We start from the raw sequence: 18,387 nt of genomic DNA on the forward strand, positions 1-18,387 counted from the left end.
CGTCGCATGACCACTTGGAGCGAGTTCACCGAGCAGGCCCCGACGATCGCCGCCGTCTTCACCCGCCGCCACCGCGCCACCGGCAACCTCTGCATGCTCGCCACCCTGCGCGCCGACGGTTCCCCGCGCATCAGCCCACTCGAGCCCCGCATCTTCGAGGACGACCTCGTCCTCGCGGGCATGCCGAACACCACCAAATTCCACGACCTGTCCCGAGACCCCCGCTTCTGCCTGCACACCGCCACCGTCGACACCATGGTCGGCGACGGCGACGCCAAACTCTTCGGCGCCGTCACCGACAACCACGACGAATCCCTACACCGCCGCTTCGCCCAATCCCTCTTCGACGAAACCGGTTTCGACATCCGAGACCAGAAATTCGACCACTACTACATCGCCGCCCTGACCGGCGCCTCCACCGTAGAAGTAATCGACGACCACCTCCTCATCACCATCTGGACCCCGGGCCGAGCCGAACACGTCGTCCAAAAGCATTGAGGGGTCATGGGGTCGGGAAGTGGTCGGTGAGGAAGGTGGTGAAGGTGTGGCGGGAGATCTGGGTTGGCCAGTCGCCCCAGGTGTAGTCGTAGACGTGGTCGGCGTAGGGGAGGGGTTGGAGGGTGGTGGGGACGGCGACGGCGGTTAGTTCGGTTGCGAGGGTGGTGGATTGGGAGTACGGGACGATGTGGTCGCGGGTGCCGTGGAGGAGCAGGGTCGGGGGGAGGCCGGGGCGGACGTAGGTGCGGGGGGAGGCGGCGGCGTAGCGGTCGGGGTGGGATTCGGGGGTGCCGCCGAGGTAGTCGGTGAGGACGCGGTGGCTGTAGTCGGGGTCGCCGGAGTCGTACCAGCCTCTGGCGAGGTCGGTGGCGGGGTAGAGGGCGGCTACGGCGGTGACCGAGGTGTCGGTGACGGGGCAGCTCGGGGGGATGCGGTCGTCGGCGTAGGCGCCCATGAGGGCAAGGTTGCCGCCTGCCGAGCCGCCCGCGAGCATCACGCGGGTCGGGTCTACGCCGAATTGGCCCGCCTGTTGTTTGACCCAGCCGACGGCGCATTTCACGTCGGCGGGCGCCTGATCCCAGCGCGGCGGCGGCGCGAGTCGGTAGTCGATGGCGAAGACGGCGTAGCCGAGGTCGTTGAGCCAGCGGTGCCATTCGGGCGCCTCGCCGCGGTCGCCGGAGCCGAATCCGCCGCCATGCACCCACACCACCGCGGGGCGCGGACGCTCCAGGTAGCCGGTGGGTAGTTTGACGTCGACCTTCAGGTCGGTGCCGTCGATGGTGGCGTAGGTGTTGCTGAGGGCTTCCACTGGTGCGCCGGTATTGGTCCCGCCGGTGAAGTATTCGAGGAAGGACAAGTCCGCGGACTGTTTGCTCGCCTCCCGCCACGAGGCGATCAGCGGTGCGAGAGCCGCCGCGGTCGCGACCGCGCACACCAGGCCGATCGCCGCGCCGAGGACCCGCAGCACCGCGTGGTTGCGGCGCTGGAACAGGATCATGCCGATGCCGACCCCGAGCAGTCCGGCCGGTATCAGGTACAGGCCGTAGTTGCTGACCACGAACGACAGCGGGATGAGTTTCGGGGGAATGTCGGCCGAGGCGATGACGTAGGTGATCGCCCCCGAAACGACAGCCAGCGCCACACCGAACAGGGCGACGATCCAGCGAATGACCATGGGGTCATTCAACCAACGACGGGCGCGCCGAACCGGATTCGGCGCGCCGCAGCCTTCTCTCGGAAGGGCCCTTTCGCAGAGTCATTCCACAGCATTGCGGCCGACGCCTTCCACTCTGCCGACGGCGAGTCTCACGGCCGATCGGCGGAGCGGATGAGGGTGAAGTCGGCGCCGAACGGGTCGCGCGCCACCGCGATCCGGCCGAAGGGCGTGTCCTTCGCGGTGAGCACGACCGTGCCGCCCGCTTCCGTTACCCGAGCGAGCGCCGCGTCGGTGTCCTCGACCTCGAAATAGGTCGACCAGTAGGTCGCGGCAGCCGATGGTTCGCCCTGGATGCCGCCGATGGGATGTCCGTCGGGGCGGCGCAGCACCGTGTAGTCGAAGCCCGACATGGGCTCGAGCGTGAAGTCGAAGACGGCAGTGTAGAACTCGCGCGCCGCGTCCGCGCGTGCGGTGGCGAGTTCGCTCCACACGATGGAGCCGGGTTCGTCGACGATGCGCGCCCCTATGTGGGCTTTGCCCTGCCAGAGCCCGAATTGCGCGCCGGTCGGGTCGAGCACGATCGCCAGCCTGCCCTGGTCCATGACGTCCTCGGGCGGCACGGCGACCGTGCCGCCCGAGGACGTGACGCGCTCGACGGCGGCGTCGCAGTCGTCGGTGGCGAAGTACAGGTTCCACCAGAACGCGGTGGCGTCGGGGTCGGGGTTGGGGGCGAGCGCGGCGACGGGTTCGCCGCGCAGCAGGCACAGCGTGTAGTACCCGGTCTCGGCGGGACCTTCCTCGAATTCCCAGCCGAAGACCGCCGCGTAGAACGCCATCGCGCGCCGGTGATCGGGTGTGCCGAGGTCGACCCAGGTGGGTGTCCCGTTCGGGGGAACTCGGGTGATCTCGGGCATGGGCGCTCCTTCGTGCGTGTGGGCTGTCGTCACCATCCTTGTCGCGCGGGGGCGGCGCGCCGGGGTTTCCGGAGAATTCGCCGGGTGATGTCACACGCCGTTCGACCGGGTGAACGTTCTATGGTCGAGAGGGGCCGGGGTCGGAATCGCCGGGCGGTGCCCCGTTCATGCATGAGATTGCACCATCGTGCATAATCATTTCATGGTTGATTCGTCGGACGAGCCCGTCGTGCGGGTGGCCGTGGCCGGAGCGAGCGGTTACGCGGGCGGTGAGGTGCTGCGCCTGCTGCTCGGACACCCCCGATACCGATCCGGTCGCCTCGAGATCGGCGCGCTGACCGCGGGCGCGAACGCGGGCGCCACGCTGGGCGAGCATCAGCCGCATCTGCTCCCGCTGGCCGATCGCGTGCTCGCGCCGACCACGGTGGAACAACTCGCGGGCCACGACGTGGTCTTCCTCGGCCTGCCGCACGGCCGGTCGGCGGCCATCGCGGCGGAACTGCCCGAATCCACGGTGATCATCGACTGCGGCGCGGACTTCCGCCTGCGCGACGCGGCGGCATGGACCAAGCACTACGGCACCGAGCACGCGGGCGCCTGGCCCTACGGTCTGCCGGAACTGCCCGGCGGCCGCGACGCGTTGCGCGGCGCGCGCCGGATCGCGGTCCCCGGTTGCTATCCGACCGTGGCAAGCGTCGCCTTGGCGCCCGCCGTCGCGGCGGGCATCGTCGAACCGTCGGTGCATGTGGTCGCCGTGAGCGGGACCTCGGGCGCGGGACGCAAACTCGATGTCGGCCTGCTCGGTTCCGAGGTGATGGGTTCGGTGCGCGCCTACAACATCGCGGGTGCGCACCGGCACACCCCCGAGATCGCGCAGAACCTCGCCGCGGCGGCGGGCGCGCCGGTGTCGGTGTCGTTCACCCCGGTGCTCGCGCCCATGCCGCGCGGCATCCTTGCGACCTGCACCGCCCCGGTCCGGGTGGACGCCGCGCAGGCCCGTGCGGTGTACGAGAAGGCTTACGCGGACGAACCTTTCGTGCATCTGCTACCGGAAGGCGTACTGCCGCAGACGGGTTCGGTCCTCGGTTCCAACGCGATCACCCTCCAGGTGGCCGTCGACGCCGACGCCGGACTGCTCGTGGTGATCGGCGCGATCGACAACCTGACCAAGGGCACCGCGGGCGCCGCGGTGCAATCGATGAATCTGGCCGTCGGATTCGACGAGGCAGAAGGACTTTCCACCGTAGGAGTGGCACCGTGACGACTGTCGAGACCGGAAGACTGGTGCGGACCCAGGGCGTCACCGCCCCGCTCGGTTTCCGCGCCGCGGGGATTGCCGCGGGCCTCAAGGCGAGCGGAAAACCCGATCTGGCACTGGTTTTCAACGAGGGACCGGATTACGCGGCGGCGGGCGTCTTCACCCGCAACCAGGTCAAGGCGGCACCCGTGCTGTGGTCGCAGCAGGTGCTCACCTCGGGCCGGTTGCGCGCGGTCGTGCTGAATTCCGGTGGGGCCAATGCCTGCACCGGACCGGGCGGCTTCCAGGACACCCATCGCACCGCCGAGGAACTCGCCACGGCACTGAGCAATTGGGGCACCGAGACCGGCGCGGGCGAGATCGCGGTCTGCTCGACCGGGCTGATCGGCGACCGACTGCCGATGGACAAGCTGATCCCCGCGATCACCGAGATCGTGCACGAGATGGGCGGCGGACTCTCCGGCGGACTCGACGCCGCGCACGCCATCATGACCACCGACACCGTGCCGAAGGAAGCCGCATTCCACCACCGCGACAAATGGAATGTCGGCGGCATGGCAAAGGGCGCAGGCATGCTGGCGCCTTCGCTGGCCACCATGCTCGTCGTGCTCACCACCGACGCGAGAGTGTCCGCCGCGCAACTGGATCGGGCGCTGCGCACCGCGACCGGGCGCACCTTCGACCGGCTCGACGTCGACGGCTCCTGCTCCACCAACGACACCGTGCTGCTGCTGGCCAGCGGCGCCAGTGAGGTCACGCCGTCGCAGGAGGATCTCGACGCCGCGGTGCTCGCGGTCTGCGACGACCTGGCCGCGCAGTTGATGGCCGACGCGGAGGGCGTCACCAAACGCGTCACGATCACCGTCACCGGCGCGCTCGACGAGGAGCAGGCGCTGGTGGCCGCGCGCGCCGTCGCCCGCGATTCCCTGGTCAAGACCGCGCTGTTCGGCTCCGATCCGAACTGGGGCCGGGTGCTCGCGGCGATCGGCATCGCGCCGATCACCCTCGACCCGAACCGGATCTCGGTGTCGTTCAACGGGAATCCGGTCTGTGTCGACAGCGTCGGCGCGCCGGGCGCGCGTCAGGTCGACCTGTCCGGCGCCGATATCGACATCCGCGTCGAACTGAATGTCGGCGACGGCGAAGCGTCGGTGCGCACCACCGACCTCTCGCACGCCTACGTCGAAGAGAATTCGGCCTACAGCTCATGACCGGCCAACTGCTGCGCGAACTCTCGGCGCTCGACAAGGCGCACGTGCTCGCGGGCGCGCTGCCCTGGTTACAGAAGTTCCGCGACAAGATCGTGGTCGTGAAGTACGGCGGCAACGCCATGGTCGACGACGGGCTCAAACGCGCCTTCGCCGCCGATATGGCCTTCCTGCGCACCGTCGGCGTGCATCCGGTGGTGGTGCACGGCGGCGGACCGCAGATCAGCGCCATGCTGAAGCGGCTCGGCCTGCAGGGAGAGTTCCGCGGCGGCTTCCGGGTGACGACGCCCGAGGTGATGGACGTGGTGCGGATGGTGCTGTTCGGCCAGGTGGGGCGCGAACTCGTCGGCCTGATCAATGCGCATGGACCGTACGCGGTCGGCATCTCCGGCGAGGACGCGCGACTGTTCACGGCCACCCGGCGCACCGTCGACGTGGACGGCGCGCCCACCGATATCGGACTGGTGGGCGATGTCACACGGGTGAATCCCGACGCGGTGCTCGACCTGATCGGCGCGGGTCGCATCCCCGTGGTGTCCACCATCGCCCCCGACGCCGACGGTGTCGTGCACAACATCAACGCCGACACCGCCGCCGCCGCGCTGGCCGAGGGCATCGGCGCGGAGAAACTCGTGATCCTCACCGATGTCGAGGGCCTCTACACCGACTGGCCCGATCGCTCGTCGCTGACCAGCAGCATCGACACCGCCGAACTCGCCGTGCTGCTGCCGCGCCTGGACGAGGGCATGGTGCCGAAGATGGAGGCGTGCCTGCGCGCGGTCCTCGCGGGCGTGCCGACCGCGCACGTCATCGACGGCCGCCTGCCGCATTCGGTACTGCTGGAATTGTTCACCGGCGAGGGCATCGGCACCATGGTCACCCCCGCCGAACCCGAAGGCCACACGATCGCCGCACCCGAGCGAAACGGAGTCGACGAATGAGTACCGACGATTTACAGCAGCGGTGGTCGGCCGCGCTGATGAAGAACTACGGCACCCCGAAGGTCGCGCTGGTGCGCGGCGCGGGCGCGGTGGTCTACGACGCCGACGGCAAGCGCTATCTCGACTTCCTCGGCGGTATCGCGGTGAACAGCCTCGGACACGGGCATCCCGCGATCCTCGAGGCGGTCACCAACCAGCTCGGCACCCTCGGGCACACCTCGAATCTGTATGTCAACGAACCGGTCGTCGAACTCGCCGAACGGCTGCTCGCGCATTTCGGCGACGGCGAATTCGGCGACGGGCACGGTCGCGCGTTCTTCTGCAATTCGGGCACCGAGGCGAACGAGGCCGCGTTCAAGATCGCGCGGCTGACCGGGCGGCACAAGATCATCGCCTGCGAGGAGGCGTTCCACGGCCGCACCATGGGCGCGCTCGCGCTCACCGGCCAGTCCGCCAAACGCGCGCCGTTCGAACCGATGCCGCCCGGCGTCACGCACATCCCTTATGGTGACGCCGCCGCACTGGAAGCGGTGGTGGACGACGACACCGCCGCGGTCTTCCTCGAACCCATGATGGGGGAGAGCGGCGTCGTTGTGCCGCCGCTGGACTACTTGGTGAAGGCGCGCGAGATCACCGCGCGCAACGGCGCGCTACTGGTCCTGGACGAGGTGCAGACCGGAATCGGGCGCACCGGCAAGTTCTACGCCCATCACGCCAGCGGCATCGTGCCCGACGTGATCACGCTGGCCAAGGGACTCGGCGGCGGTCTGCCGATCGGTGCGGTGCTCGCCACCGGCCGGGCGGCCGAGTTGTTCACACCGGGCCTGCACGGCACCACCTTCGGCGGTAACTCGGTGTGCGCGGCGGCGGCGCTCGCGGTGTTGCGCACCATCGACGAGGAGGGTCTGCTCGCACACGTCGAATCGGTCGGTAAACGGCTCAGCGACGGCATCGAACTGCTCGAACATCCCGCGATCGATCACGTGCGCGGCGCCGGACTGCTGTTGGGAATCGTTCTCACCGAGGACATCTCGGCCGAGGTCGAGAATCGGGCCAGGGACGCCGGATATCTGGTGAACGCGCCGAAGCCGAATATCATCAGGTTGGCGCCGCCGCTGGTGCTCACCGAGACCCAGTCCGACAATTTCGTGGCCGACCTGCCCGAGATACTCGACGGCGCCGCCGCGGACGCGAAGGGAACCACGACATGAGTGCAGCGGTGGGTACAGGCGAGGCGGCGGGAGTTCGGCACTTTCTGCGTGACGACGATGTCACACCGGCCGAACAGGACGAAATCCTCACCCTGGCGGCGGAATTGAAGGCCGCGCCGTTCTCGCGCCGCCCGCTGGACGGTCCGCGCGGCGTCGGCGTCATCTTCGAGAAGAACTCGACGCGCACCCGGTTCTCCTTCGAGCTCGGCATCGCCCAACTCGGCGGCCACGCGGTCGTGGTCGACGGCCGCGACACCCAACTCGGCCGCGAGGAGACCCTCGCCGACACCGGACGGGTGCTCTCGCGCTATGTCGACGCCATCGTCTGGCGGACCTTCGAACAGGCCCGCCTCGACGAGATGGCCTCGGCCGCGACGGTTCCGGTGGTGAACGCGCTGTCCAACGAATTCCACCCGTGTCAGGTCCTCGCCGATCTGCTGACCCTGCGCGAACGCCTCGGCGACCTCACCGGCCGCAAGCTCACCTATTTCGGCGACGGCGCCAACAATATGGCGCATTCGCTGCTGCTCGGCGGTGTCACGGCGGGCGTCGACATCACCGTCGCCGCACCCGCCGGATTCGAGCCGCAGCCGTGGATCCTCGAGGCCGCACGCAAACGCGCCGCCGACACGGGCGCCACGGTCACCGTCACCGGCGATCCGGTGGCCGCGGCGTCGGGCGCCGACGCACTGGTCACCGACACCTGGACCTCGATGGGCCAGGAGCACGACGGCCTCGACCGCGTCCGCCCTTTCCTCCCCTTCCGGCTGAACACCGAACTCCTCGCCGAAGCCCGCCCGAATGCCGTGGTCCTGCACTGCCTTCCGGCGCATCGCGGCGAGGAGATCACCGACGAGGTGCTCGACGGCCCGCACAGCGCGGTCTGGGACGAGGCGGAGAACCGCCTGCACGCGCAGAAGGCGCTGCTGGTCTGGCTGCTCGCGAAACGACGCGGAGACGGCTCGTGAGCGTGGGTATCCGCCGCGCGGTGTCGAGGCGAACCGCATGACCGTCCGACCGGAGACCGGCGCGAACGCCAAGGGCGCTGCCATCGCAGGCACCCGCGCCGGTCGCCAATCCCGCATCGTCGATCTGCTTTCGGCCCATTCGGTGCGCAGCCAGACCGAACTCGCCGCCCTGCTCGCCGCCGAGGGGATCGAAACCACGCAGGCCACCCTGTCCCGCGATCTCGACGAACTCGGCGCGGTCAAACTCCGCGCGGCCGACGGCGGCGCGGGCGTCTACGTGGTCCCCGAGGACGGCAGTCCCGTGCGCGGCGTCACCGGCGGCACCAACCGACTCTCCAAACTCCTGGGCGACCTACTGGTCTCGACCGATTCCAGCGGCAACATCGCCGTCCTGCGCACCCCGCCGGGCGCCGCCCACTTCCTGGCCAGCGCCCTCGACCGCGCCGCCCTCCCCTTCATAGTCGGCACGATAGCGGGAGACGACACCATCGCCGTCATAGCCCGGGAACCCCTCACCGGCGCCCAATTGGCCGCCAAGATAGAGGAACTGGCCTGAAGCCGTTGCCCCGAACGGGTGAATTACGCTCAGCTGAAAGGGTATCCGCCGCGACCCGAACGGTCGGCGGTGGCGATGTCGATGAGGTTCTGGACCAGGCCGATCAGTGCGCGGCCGAGGTCGAGGATGCCGTTGCTGATGACCGTGAAGTCCTGAGCGGTCGAAAGGATCATTGGCCTGTCTTTCTACCCGGCCCGAATGGTGCCCCATCAGCGTCGCACACCTCGGCGGCCGCTGCCGGGTCGAACGGGTGCGCACCCGGTTATGAATGGGCTTGCATCATCATGCATAATCATTTGTAGGCGGGGCTGCGCGCCCGGACATGTGGGCACCATACTGCCGGGACACGAAGAACCACGAGGCATCAGAAACCAACCGAGGAGCACACAGACATGTCCGATCGCGTCGTACTCGCCTACTCCGGTGGGCTTGACACCTCCGTCGCCATCAGCTGGATCGGCAAGGAGACCGGCGCCGAGGTGGTGGCCGTCGCCATCGATCTCGGTCAGGGCGGCGAGGACATGAACGTGGTGCGTCAGCGCGCCATCGACTGCGGCGCCGTCGAGGCCGTCGTGGTCGACGCGCGCGACGAGTTCGCCGACGAATACTGTCTACCCACCATCCAGGCCAACGCCCTGTACATGGGCCAGTACCCGCTGGTCTCGGCGATCAGCCGTCCGCTCATCGTCAAGCACCTGGTCGAGGCAGCGAAGTTCCACGGCGCGAGCACCGTCGCGCACGGGTGCACCGGCAAGGGCAACGACCAGGTCCGGTTCGAGGTCGGCATCGGCGCGCTCGCGCCCGACCTCACGGTGATCGCCCCGGTCCGCGACTACGCCTGGACCAGGGAGAAGGCCATCGCCTTCGCCGAGGAGAACCAGCTCCCGATCAACGTCACCAAGAAGTCGCCGTTCTCCATCGACCAGAACGTGTGGGGCCGCGCCGTCGAGACCGGCTTCCTCGAGGATCTGTGGAACGCGCCGACCAAGGACGTCTACGACTACACCGCCGACCCCACCGTCAACTTCGAGGCGCCCGACGAACTGATCGTCACCTTCGACAAGGGCGTCCCGGTCGCCGTCGACGGCCGCCAGGTCAGCGTGCTCGAGGCCATCGTCGAGCTGAACCACCGGGCGGGCCGCCAGGGCGTCGGTCGCCTCGACATGGTCGAGGACCGGCTCGTCGGCATCAAGAGCCGTGAGATCTACGAGGCGCCGGGCGCGCTCGCGCTGATCACCGCGCACCAGGCGCTCGAACACGTCACCATCGAGCGCGAACTGGGCCGCTACAAGCGCCAGGTCGAGCAGCGCTGGGGCGAGCTCGCCTACGACGGCCTGTGGTTCTCCCCGCTCAAGCGCGCCCTCGACGCGTTCGTGCGGGACACCCAGCAGCACGTCTCCGGTGAGATCCGCATGGTGCTGCACGGCGGTTCCGCGGTGGTCAACGGGCGTCGCTCGGATCAGTCGCTCTACGACTTCAACCTCGCCACCTACGACGAGGGCGACACCTTCGACCAGTCGCTGGCCAAGGGCTTCGTCCAGATCCACGGCCTGTCCTCGAAGGTCGCCGCGCGCCGGGACCTGAACCAGAAGTAGAGCGAATACGCTCGCCCCGCACCCAACCACCCCAGTCGAGGAGAAAGCGCACCCATGACACCGAGCGGCGAGCAGTCGACCCGGCACGGCACGAACGAAGGTGCGCTCTGGGGCGGGCGTTTCGCCTCCGGTCCCGCCGCGGCGATGGCCGCGCTGAGCAAGTCGACGCATTTCGACTGGGCGCTCGCGCCGTACGACGTGCGCGCCTCCAAGGCGCACGCGCGCGTCCTGCACAAGGCCGGGCTGCTGTCCGACGGTGACCTGTCCGACATGCTCGCGGGCCTCGACCAACTCGACGCGGATGTGGCCTCCGGCGCGTTCGGGCCGCTCGAATCCGACGAGGACGTGCACGGCGCGCTCGAGCGCGGCCTCATCGAACGGGTCGGCGCGGAACTCGGCGGCAGGCTGCGGGCGGGTCGCTCCCGCAACGACCAGGTGGCGACCCTGTTCAGGATGTGGTTGCGCGACGCGGTGCGACGCGTCGCGTTCGGGCTGCTCGAAGTGGTGGACGCGCTCGTCGCGCAGGCGCGTGCCCATCCCGACGCGGTGATGCCCGGCAAGACCCACCTGCAGGCCGCGCAGCCGGTCCTGCTCGCGCACCACCTGCTCGCGCACGCGCATCCGCTGCTGCGCGATATCGACCGGCTGCGTGATTTCGACCGTCGTGCCGCGGTGTCGCCGTACGGTTCGGGCGCGCTCGCGGGTTCCTCGCTCGGACTCGATCCCGAACAGATCGCGGCGGAACTGGATTTCACGGCGTCGGCGGCGAATTCGATCGACGCGACCTCCGCGCGCGACTTCGCGGCGGAGGCGGCTTTCGTCCTCGCCATGACCGGTGTCGACCTCAGCCGCATGGCGGAGGAGATCGTGATCTGGAGCACGCCGGAGTTCGGCTACATCACCCTCGCCGACGCGTGGTCGACCGGGTCATCGATCATGCCGCAGAAGAAGAACCCTGACGTGTCCGAACTCACCCGCGGCAAGGCCGGACGGCTCATCGGCAACCTCGCGGGCCTGCTCGCCACCCTCAAGGCGCAACCGCTGGCCTACAACCGCGACCTGCAGGAAGACAAGGAGCCGCTGTTCGACTCGGTGGCGCAACTGGAACTGCTGCTGCCCGCCATCGCGGGCCTGGTCGCCACCCTCACCTTCCACACCGAGCGCATGGCCGAACTCGCCCCCGCCGGTTTCACCCTCGCCACCGACATCGCCGAATGGCTGGTGCGCCGCGGCGTCCCGTTCCGCGACGCGCACGAGGCCGCGGGCGCCTGCGTACGCGCCGCCGAAACACGCGGCGTCGGTCTCGCCGACCTCACCGACGCCGAATTCGCCGACGTCTCCCCGGCGCTCACCCCGCAGGTCCGCGAGGTGCTGACGGTCCAAGGCTCCATCGCCGCACGCGACGCCCGCGGCGGCACGGCGGGAGTACAGGTCGCAGGCCAGCTCGAAGAGGTCGCGGCGACCGTCACGGAACTGCGCGCCTGGCTGCACTGAGCACGCGCACGCCTTGCCCGGCAAATCGCGCGGGGGCGTTCGTGAGTAGAGGGCCATGCCTCCGCAGAGACCAGGAGTCGATGCGGAGGCTCGGTAGCATCGACGCGTGAGCGGTCTCTTGCTGTTCGTCGCGACGGTCGGTCCCATGGTCTTGATCACCGGGGGCTTCGGTCTGGCGGTGACGCGCGCACAGCGCCGCGGTCTCGGGCCCACGGTTATCGGCCCGTTCCAGGACATGTGGGATCCGAGCGCGGCCCGCACCCAGGTCGAAATCGAGATCAGGGCCGAGCAGAAGGCTCCGACTCCATCTCCGGGTGATCCGCCCTCGGATGAAGGTCCGCGAGTCGTTCCGAGCAAGTAGTCGTGCCGCGACCTCGCCGGAATTCCGATCCGGCGTCGACGTCCGGCACTCACGTGGCATCCATCGTAGGAGCGCGACGCCGACCCGCGCGGCGGCGCCATATCGCTATCCTGCCGCAATGACCTTCCTGTACCTCGCGCTCGCGATCGTCTCCGAGATCTCCGCGACCGTCTCCTTGAAACTGTCCGAGGGGTTCAGCAAGGTGGCGCCGTCGATCGTCGTGGTGATCGGCTACTGTGCCGCGTTCTTCTTCCTGTCGCAGGCGTTGAAACGCGGGATGGCGATCGGTGTCGCGTATGGGATCTGGTCGGCGGTGGGGGTCGCGGTGGTCGCGATCATCGGCGCGCTGTTCCTGGACGAACGGCTCAGCGCGGTGCAGGTCGGCGGGATCGCGCTGGTGATCCTCGGCGTCGTCGCGTTGGAACTCGGCGGCGCGCACTGAGCGGCGGTCCGCCGGTGTCCGAGTGCCGTCGCTGTTCGGGTACCGCCGCCATACGACTGCCGTCGGTGTTCGGATATCACCGCCCCTCGGGTACGCGCGCGGTCGCGTGATCGGGTCTCCTTATCCGCGTGTCCTTTTGATATCGTTCGCCCACTGATACCGAGGAACGAGGGTTCGAGATGTCGGACAATATTGCCCAGGACGAGCGCGACACACCCGACGCGGGTACGCGGCCGGTCTCGATCATCACCGGCGGCGCGGGCGGCATGGGCGTGGCCACGGCCGAAATCCTCGGGCGCGACCACACGGTGGTCCTCGCGGACGTCAGGGCCGAGCGGCTCGACGCCGCCGTCGCGGCGCTCTCGGACCTCGGCATCACCGCCACGCCCGTGGTGTGCGACGTCACCGAGGAGAAGGCCGTCGAGGAGCTCTTCGACGTCGCGTCCGGGCTCGGCGTGATCGCCTCGGTCATCCACACTGCGGGCGTGAGCCCGAGCATGGGCGACGCCGACTACGTGATGCGCACCAACGTCCTCGGCACGCTGCACGTCGGCGAGGTCTTCTATCGGAGGGCGCACCCGGATGCGGCGCTCGTGAACGTGGCGTCGATGGCGGCGCATCTGCTACCTGTGGAGGCCGTCCCGTCCCAGCACTTCCCGACTGCGCTGCGCGATCAGGACGCGTTCCTCGCCGAAATGGCGGCAATCTGCGGCGCCGTCCCCGAAGAGGCGCGCTCCGGCTACGCCTACGCCATCGGCAAGAGTTTCGTGAAGTGGTACTCCGAGTCGCAGGCGGAACGGTTCAACGGGCGCCACCTGCGCATCGTCTCGGTGTCACCGGGGTCGATCGAGACCGAGATGGGAAAGCTCGAAGCCGAGGCGGGCGCGGGCGCGATGGTCGCCGATTTCGCGGTGCCACGCTGGGGAAAGCCCGAGGAGATGGCCGCCCTGTTCGCGTTCGCCGCGAGCCCGGCGGCGGGCTACCTCACCGGTACCGACATCCTCGCCGACGGCGGCGTCGTCGCCTCGATGCGGGAACGCGCCAGGGTCGCGGCGCAGGGCTGAACGGGCCGCGAGCTCTTCGAGCAAACACGAGGACCCGCACCACAGCTCCGGTGGACCCCGCGCGCCGCTCTGCCGCGCAGGCAGGCGCAAGGTCTCACACTCGGCGATGTCGCCGTGCGACCGTGCGCGCCTACATCATCGCGCTTGCTGTTCGAGTGCGCCGTCGTTCCGTGACCACGGGCCGACGCGTACACGCACGGAGACGGCGTCGCGGCGGTGAAGAGCACCCATCGCGGTGTCGGTTCGACGCGTGAGCGCACGGGACGGCGACGGGGCCATCGGACCCGCCCGAATTATCCGCGAGCCTCGTCGGCCTTCTTCGCCAGGGAATGCGCGACCGCGCCGAGTCGGGCCAGGCGCGCGTCGCCGAGCGGGGTGAGTCTGCCGCCGAGTCGGTTGGTCACGAAGCCCAGCGACATGCCCGTACTCGGATCCGCGAACGCGCCGGAACCGCCGAGACCGAAATGGCCGAACGCCGAAATGGGTTCGGCCTTGGACGGTTTCATCGGCACGCCGTGGTACCCGAGCCCCCACGGAATGCGGAAGGCCAGCACGTAGTCGGGGGTGAAGACCTGCCGCGTGGCGATCGCGTCGATGGTCTCGGGCCGCAAGAGTTGGTATCCGTCGAGCGTTCCCCCGTTGGCGAGGGCCCCGTAGAGGCGAGCCAGCGCGCGGGCCGAGAACACGCCGTTGACGCCGGGCAGCACCGAATCGTGCAGTCGCGGGTCGGCGACCAGGTCCGCGAAGCCGGCGGGCGTGGTCTCGGCGGCCGCCGAGGTGAAACGGGTGCGGCCGAGCAGGTTCGCGCCCGCGTCCCAGCTCATGCCTGCCACGGTGAGGCGCGGGAAGTTCGGGGCGATGCGGTCGCGTTCGGATTCCGGCACCCGGAACCAGAGTTCGTCGGCGCCGAGCGGTTCGGCGATCTCGGTGCGCAGCAGTTCGGTGAAGTCGCCGCCGCCGACGCGGCGGACCAGTTCGGCCGCGAGGTGTCCGAAGCTGATGCCGTGATAGCCGCTGGTCACCAGGTGTCGCGGGTCGGGTGCGGCGGCGGCGAGCGCGCCGGTGACCGCCGCGTCGTCGAGGTAGCGGTCCACCGGGCCCGCGAGCAGCCCGCGCAGGCGGTGCAGTCCGGCGCGGTGGGTCAGCAGTGCGCGGACGGTGATCCGTTCCTTACCCGCCGCCGCGAATTCCGGCCAGTATTCGGCGACGGGGGAGTCGTAGTCCAGCGCGCCGCGCTCGGCGAAGCGGTGCAGCAGCGTGGACGCGACTCCTTTGCCGGTGGAGTACGCCATCGCGACGGTGTCGTGGCGCCACGGTCGGTCTGGTCCGGCGAATCCGGCCCAGACGTCGACGACCGGCTCGCCGTGCTGATAGACCGCGAGTGCGCCGCCGCCGTCGCCGGGGCGGCGGAACAGCCGGTCGAATTCGGCGACCAGGCTCGCGTAGCGGCGGTCGACGAATTGGGTGGTCGGAATCGTGGTCACGGTCGCTCCTCTCCTTGCGTCGTCTCGTACAGCGTATGACCCAGCCCCGATTCGTCACCTCACCGCCCACCGCCGGTGACTGTGCATTTTCCTGAGTGTCACATCGGGAACCGTGATCGCAACACGGCTGTCCTACCGTGTGATCATGCCTCCACGGAGACGTTCGGCCCTGCTCGCGAGGTTGGTTGTCGACGAACCGGGCAGACCACAGGTGATACTCGGCGAGCTGCGCCGGGTGATACTCGACGGTGCGGTGCCGCCCTCGACGGTGATTCCGCTGCGCGAGGTCGCGGTGCTGTTCGGGGTCAGCCACATTCCGGTGCGCGAGGCGTTGAAGACGCTGATGGGCGAAGGACTGGTGACCCACGAGCCGCACGGCGGCTATACCGTCGCCCAGCTCACCGCCAATGAACTACGCGAAATGTACATCGTGCGTGAGACTTTGGAGACGGCGTCGCTGGCCGCGGCGGCGACCAACGCCTCCGACGCCGAGCGCGCGGAACTGCTCGAGATCAACGCGCTGCTGGAACAGGCGATCCGCGACGACGATCCGGTGGCCTACCATCGCCAGTCTCGCCGCTTCCACGTGGCGCTGACCAGGCCCTCGCGCATGTTCCGGCTGCTGCACATGCTGGAATCGGCGTGGAATGTGACCGAGCCCGTGCAGTCCATGGTGCACATCGGCGGCGCCGATCGGGTGAAACTGCACACCGATCACGCGCTCATGCTCGACGCCTTCCTCGCCCGCGACGTGGAACGCCTGCTGCTGGTGGCCGAAAGTCACCACCGCAGACTCGAGTCGGTGATCGCCACCCTGCCCACCGACACCGGACTCCTCGCGCCCGCCGATGCCGTGCCCACCGACGCTGTGCCCGCCGCGGATATATCTGTCGCGCAATAGCCGGGCAATAACGGCGCAACGGTCGGGCAATGGCCGATTCCTACCGTTTCATCCATCACAGTTTCACCCTTCGGATGGGAATCACCATGACCGAATTGCTCGCTCCGCCCGCATCGGCGGATCCGGGGACCGCGCCGCGGCCCGCACCCGACTATCACCCGCGGCTCACCAACGAGGACCTGGCTCCGCTGCGCGAACAGAAATGGAACTCCTACAACATCTTCGCGTTCTGGATGTCGGATGTGCACAGCGTCGGCGGATATGTCACCGCGGGAAGTCTGTTCGCGCTCGGCCTCGCCAGCTGGCAGGTGTTGGTCGCGCTGCTGGTCGGCATCACGATCGTGTATTTCTTCTGCAATCTGGTGGCGAAGCCGAGTCAGGCGACCGGTGTGCCCTATCCGGTGATCTGCCGCAGCGCGTTCGGCGTGCTCGGCGCGAATATCCCGGCCATCATCCGCGGCCTGATCGCGGTGGCCTGGTACGGCATCCAGACCTTTCTCGCCTCCGCGGCGCTCGACGTGGTGCTGATCAAGTTGTTCCCCGGACTCGCACCGTACGCGGTGGTCGAGGACTACGGATTCCTCGGGCTTTCGCTGCTCGGCTGGGGCAGTTATCTGCTGCTGTGGGTGGTGCAGGCGTGCGTGTTCTGGCGCGGTATGGAAGCCATTCGCAAGTTCATAGATTTCTGCGGGCCCGCCGTCTATGTCGTGATGTTCCTGCTGTGCGGATATCTGATCGCCAAGGCGGGTTGGGGCGCCATCGATCTCAGCCTCGGCGAGGTGAAATACACCGGATTCGACGCGGTGCCGATCATGTTGGGCGCCATCGCCCTCGTGGTGTCCTACTTCTCCGGCCCGATGCTGAACTTCGGCGATTTCTCCCGGTACGGAAAGTCTTTCGCGGCGGTGAAACGCGGCAATCTGCTCGGCCTCCCGCTCAATTTCCTGGTGTTCTCGCTGCTCGTGGTGATCACGGCATCGCTGACGCTGCCGGTCTACGGTGAACTGATCACCGATCCGGTGGCGACGGTGGCGCGCATCGACAGCACTTTCGCGATCGTGCTCGGCGCGTTGACCTTCACCATCGCGACCATCGGCATCAATATCGTCGCGAATTTCATCTCACCGGCCTTCGATTTCTCGCACGTGGATCCGCAGCGGATCAGCTGGCGGGCGGGCGGCATGATCGCGGCGGTCGGCTCGGTGCTGATCACGCCGTGGAACCTCTACAACAATCCCGATGTGATCCACTACACCCTGGAGACGCTCGGCGCGTTCATCGGCCCGCTGTTCGGGGTGCTGATCGCCGACTACTACCTGATCAAGCGGCAGCGGGTGGTCGTGGACGACCTGTTCACCATGTCCGAGACCGGAAGTTATTGGTACAGTAAGGGTTACAACACGAATGCGGTCATCGCCACGGCCGTCGGCGCGATCGTCGCGGTGATCCCGGTGCTGGCCAAGGGCGTGCCCGGCATGTACACCGCCGCGCAGTACAGCTGGTTCATCGGCTGCGGACTCGGCTTCGTCGTCTACTACCTGCTCGCGGCGCGCACGCGGGCGCCCGAGGAGGTCACCGCCTGATGCGCATCCGGGTCGTCAACCCGAACACCACGCGGGCGATGACCGACACGATCGAGCGGAGCGCCGCGGTCGTCATCGGCCCCGGCGTTCTGCTCGACGCCGTGACCGGCGAGATGGGGCCCGCGTCCATCGAGAGCCACTACGACGAGGCGATGAGCGTGCCCGGCGTGCTCGCGGCCGTCGCGCGCGGCGAGCAGGAGGGGGTGGACGGCTACGTGATCGCCTGCTTCGGCGATCCCGGACTCGACGCCGCCCGCGAGATCGCCCGTGGACCGGTGGTCGGCATCGCCGAGGCCGCCATGCGGACCGCGGCGTATCTGGGTCGCGGATTCAGTGTCGTCACCACGCTGGCCCGCACCGTCGGTCGTGCCGAGGATCTGGCCGAACACTACGGTCTGCGTCGGCACTGCCGAGGAATCCACGCCTGCGAATTGCCGGTGCTGGCGCTGGAGACCGACCCCGACGCCCGCAAGATCGTGACCGAAGCCTGCCGGGAGGCGGTGGAGCGCGACGGTTCCGACGCGATCGTGCTCGGCTGCGCGGGCATGGCCGACCTGTGCGAGCACATCCGGGGCGAACTGGGGATTCCGGTGATCGACGGCGTCGCGGCCGCCACCCTCACGGTGCGGTCGCTGATCGCCATGGGACTGCGCAAGTCCGGTCGGGGCGAATTCGCCGCGCCGCCGGCGAAGCCGTACGCGGGCATGCTCGCGCCGTTCGCACGGTAGTTCCGACACGCACGAGCCCCGGCCG

General features: G+C 68.7%; 19 protein-coding genes. 15 read left to right on the top strand and 4 right to left on the bottom strand.

The genetic code is table 11. From position 1 onward, the window contains the following. Positions 1-6 precede the first annotated feature (6 nt). Entirely contained in the window at positions 7-498 is a 492-nt protein-coding gene (locus IT779_RS28865) for a pyridoxamine 5'-phosphate oxidase family protein (RefSeq protein WP_196152589.1), read from the top strand. A 4-nt stretch (positions 499-502) separates the two neighbouring features. Here IT779_RS28865 and IT779_RS28870 read toward each other — a convergent pair whose 3' ends face one another. Together IT779_RS28870 and IT779_RS28875 are read right to left on the bottom strand one after the other, a co-directional pair. Continuing rightward, positions 503-1,672 carry an alpha/beta hydrolase gene (locus IT779_RS28870; RefSeq protein ID WP_196152590.1) on the bottom strand — a complete coding sequence of 390 codons (1,170 nt, stop codon included), beginning with the start codon at positions 1,670-1,672 and terminating at the stop codon, positions 503-505. Between the two features lie 131 nt (positions 1,673-1,803). After that, positions 1,804-2,568, bottom strand: coding sequence for a VOC family protein (locus IT779_RS28875; RefSeq protein ID WP_196152591.1), 765 nt, complete (start codon positions 2,566-2,568; stop codon positions 1,804-1,806). Between the two features lie 202 nt (positions 2,569-2,770). On the opposite strand from IT779_RS28875, the gene argC reads away from it, so the two are divergent. Genes argC through IT779_RS28905 form a run of 6 tightly spaced genes read left to right on the top strand, consistent with a single transcriptional unit; the run spans position 2,771 to position 8,710 of the window. Continuing rightward, positions 2,771-3,829: an N-acetyl-gamma-glutamyl-phosphate reductase gene (gene argC, locus IT779_RS28880; RefSeq protein ID WP_196152592.1), complete on the top strand. Its 1,059-nt coding sequence runs from the start codon at positions 2,771-2,773 to the stop codon at positions 3,827-3,829. Continuing rightward, positions 3,784-5,037, top strand: a complete 1,254-nt coding sequence (gene argJ, locus IT779_RS28885) for a bifunctional glutamate N-acetyltransferase/amino-acid acetyltransferase ArgJ (RefSeq protein WP_408637807.1) — start codon at positions 3,784-3,786, stop codon at positions 5,035-5,037. The genes argC and argJ overlap by 46 nt, the downstream gene beginning before the upstream one ends. Beyond that, complete coding sequence (argB, locus tag IT779_RS28890) at positions 5,034-5,975, top strand: acetylglutamate kinase (protein ID WP_196152594.1); 942 nt, start codon at positions 5,034-5,036, stop codon at positions 5,973-5,975. The genes argJ and argB overlap by 4 nt, the downstream gene beginning before the upstream one ends. Next, positions 5,972-7,186 (top strand): acetylornithine transaminase, encoded by a 1,215-nt coding sequence (locus tag IT779_RS28895; protein ID WP_196152595.1) that lies wholly within the window; start codon positions 5,972-5,974, stop codon positions 7,184-7,186. Before argB ends, IT779_RS28895 begins: the two co-directional genes overlap by 4 nt. Then, a complete protein-coding gene (gene argF / locus IT779_RS28900; RefSeq protein ID WP_196152596.1) occupies positions 7,183-8,154 on the top strand; it encodes an ornithine carbamoyltransferase in 972 nt (323 codons plus the stop codon). The genes IT779_RS28895 and argF overlap by 4 nt, the downstream gene beginning before the upstream one ends. 37 nt (positions 8,155-8,191) lie before the next feature. Beyond that, positions 8,192-8,710, top strand: a complete 519-nt coding sequence (locus IT779_RS28905; RefSeq protein WP_196152597.1) for an arginine repressor — start codon at positions 8,192-8,194, stop codon at positions 8,708-8,710. A gap of 29 nt (positions 8,711-8,739) precedes the next feature. On the opposite strand, the gene IT779_RS28910 is transcribed toward IT779_RS28905, so the two are convergent. Continuing rightward, positions 8,740-8,883 carry a hypothetical protein gene (locus tag IT779_RS28910; protein ID WP_196152598.1) on the bottom strand — a complete coding sequence of 48 codons (144 nt, stop codon included), beginning with the start codon at positions 8,881-8,883 and terminating at the stop codon, positions 8,740-8,742. Between the two features lie 219 nt (positions 8,884-9,102). On the opposite strand from IT779_RS28910, the gene IT779_RS28915 reads away from it, so the two are divergent. From IT779_RS28915 to IT779_RS28935, 5 genes are all read left to right on the top strand, one after another. After that, a complete protein-coding gene (locus IT779_RS28915; protein WP_196152599.1) occupies positions 9,103-10,305 on the top strand; it encodes an argininosuccinate synthase in 1,203 nt (400 codons plus the stop codon). Between the two features lie 54 nt (positions 10,306-10,359). Continuing rightward, the gene (gene argH / locus IT779_RS28920) at positions 10,360-11,799 is read left to right on the top strand and encodes an argininosuccinate lyase (protein WP_196152600.1); all 1,440 of its coding nucleotides are present in this window, start codon (positions 10,360-10,362) and stop codon (positions 11,797-11,799) included. Between the two features lie 106 nt (positions 11,800-11,905). Beyond that, the gene (locus tag IT779_RS28925) at positions 11,906-12,160 is read left to right on the top strand and encodes a hypothetical protein (RefSeq protein WP_196152601.1); all 255 of its coding nucleotides are present in this window, start codon (positions 11,906-11,908) and stop codon (positions 12,158-12,160) included. A 118-nt stretch (positions 12,161-12,278) separates the two neighbouring features. Further along, positions 12,279-12,602: a DMT family transporter gene (locus IT779_RS28930; RefSeq protein ID WP_196152602.1), complete on the top strand. Its 324-nt coding sequence runs from the start codon at positions 12,279-12,281 to the stop codon at positions 12,600-12,602. A 179-nt stretch (positions 12,603-12,781) separates the two neighbouring features. Further along, on the top strand, positions 12,782-13,666 hold the full coding sequence (locus IT779_RS28935; RefSeq protein WP_196152603.1) for an SDR family oxidoreductase: 885 nt from the start codon (positions 12,782-12,784) through the stop codon (positions 13,664-13,666). A 293-nt stretch (positions 13,667-13,959) separates the two neighbouring features. Here the strand turns inward: IT779_RS28935 and IT779_RS28940 are convergent, their stop codons facing one another. After that, positions 13,960-15,150, bottom strand: coding sequence for a serine hydrolase domain-containing protein (locus IT779_RS28940; RefSeq protein ID WP_196152604.1), 1,191 nt, complete (start codon positions 15,148-15,150; stop codon positions 13,960-13,962). Positions 15,151-15,295: 145 nt separating this feature from the next. On the opposite strand from IT779_RS28940, the gene IT779_RS28945 reads away from it, so the two are divergent. The 3 genes from IT779_RS28945 (at position 15,296) to IT779_RS28955 (ending at position 18,362) form a co-directional block, all read left to right on the top strand. After that, positions 15,296-16,051 carry a GntR family transcriptional regulator gene (locus tag IT779_RS28945; RefSeq protein ID WP_196152605.1) on the top strand — a complete coding sequence of 252 codons (756 nt, stop codon included), beginning with the start codon at positions 15,296-15,298 and terminating at the stop codon, positions 16,049-16,051. Positions 16,052-16,137: 86 nt separating this feature from the next. Further along, the gene (locus IT779_RS28950; RefSeq protein WP_196152643.1) at positions 16,138-17,634 is read left to right on the top strand and encodes an NCS1 family nucleobase:cation symporter-1; all 1,497 of its coding nucleotides are present in this window, start codon (positions 16,138-16,140) and stop codon (positions 17,632-17,634) included. Continuing rightward, positions 17,634-18,362: an aspartate/glutamate racemase family protein gene (locus IT779_RS28955; RefSeq protein ID WP_196152606.1), complete on the top strand. Its 729-nt coding sequence runs from the start codon at positions 17,634-17,636 to the stop codon at positions 18,360-18,362. The genes IT779_RS28950 and IT779_RS28955 overlap by 1 nt, the downstream gene beginning before the upstream one ends. Positions 18,363-18,387 lie beyond the last annotated feature (25 nt).

The organism is Nocardia bovistercoris (assembly GCF_015674855.1).
Taxonomy (GTDB): domain Bacteria; phylum Actinomycetota; class Actinomycetes; order Mycobacteriales; family Mycobacteriaceae; genus Nocardia; species Nocardia bovistercoris.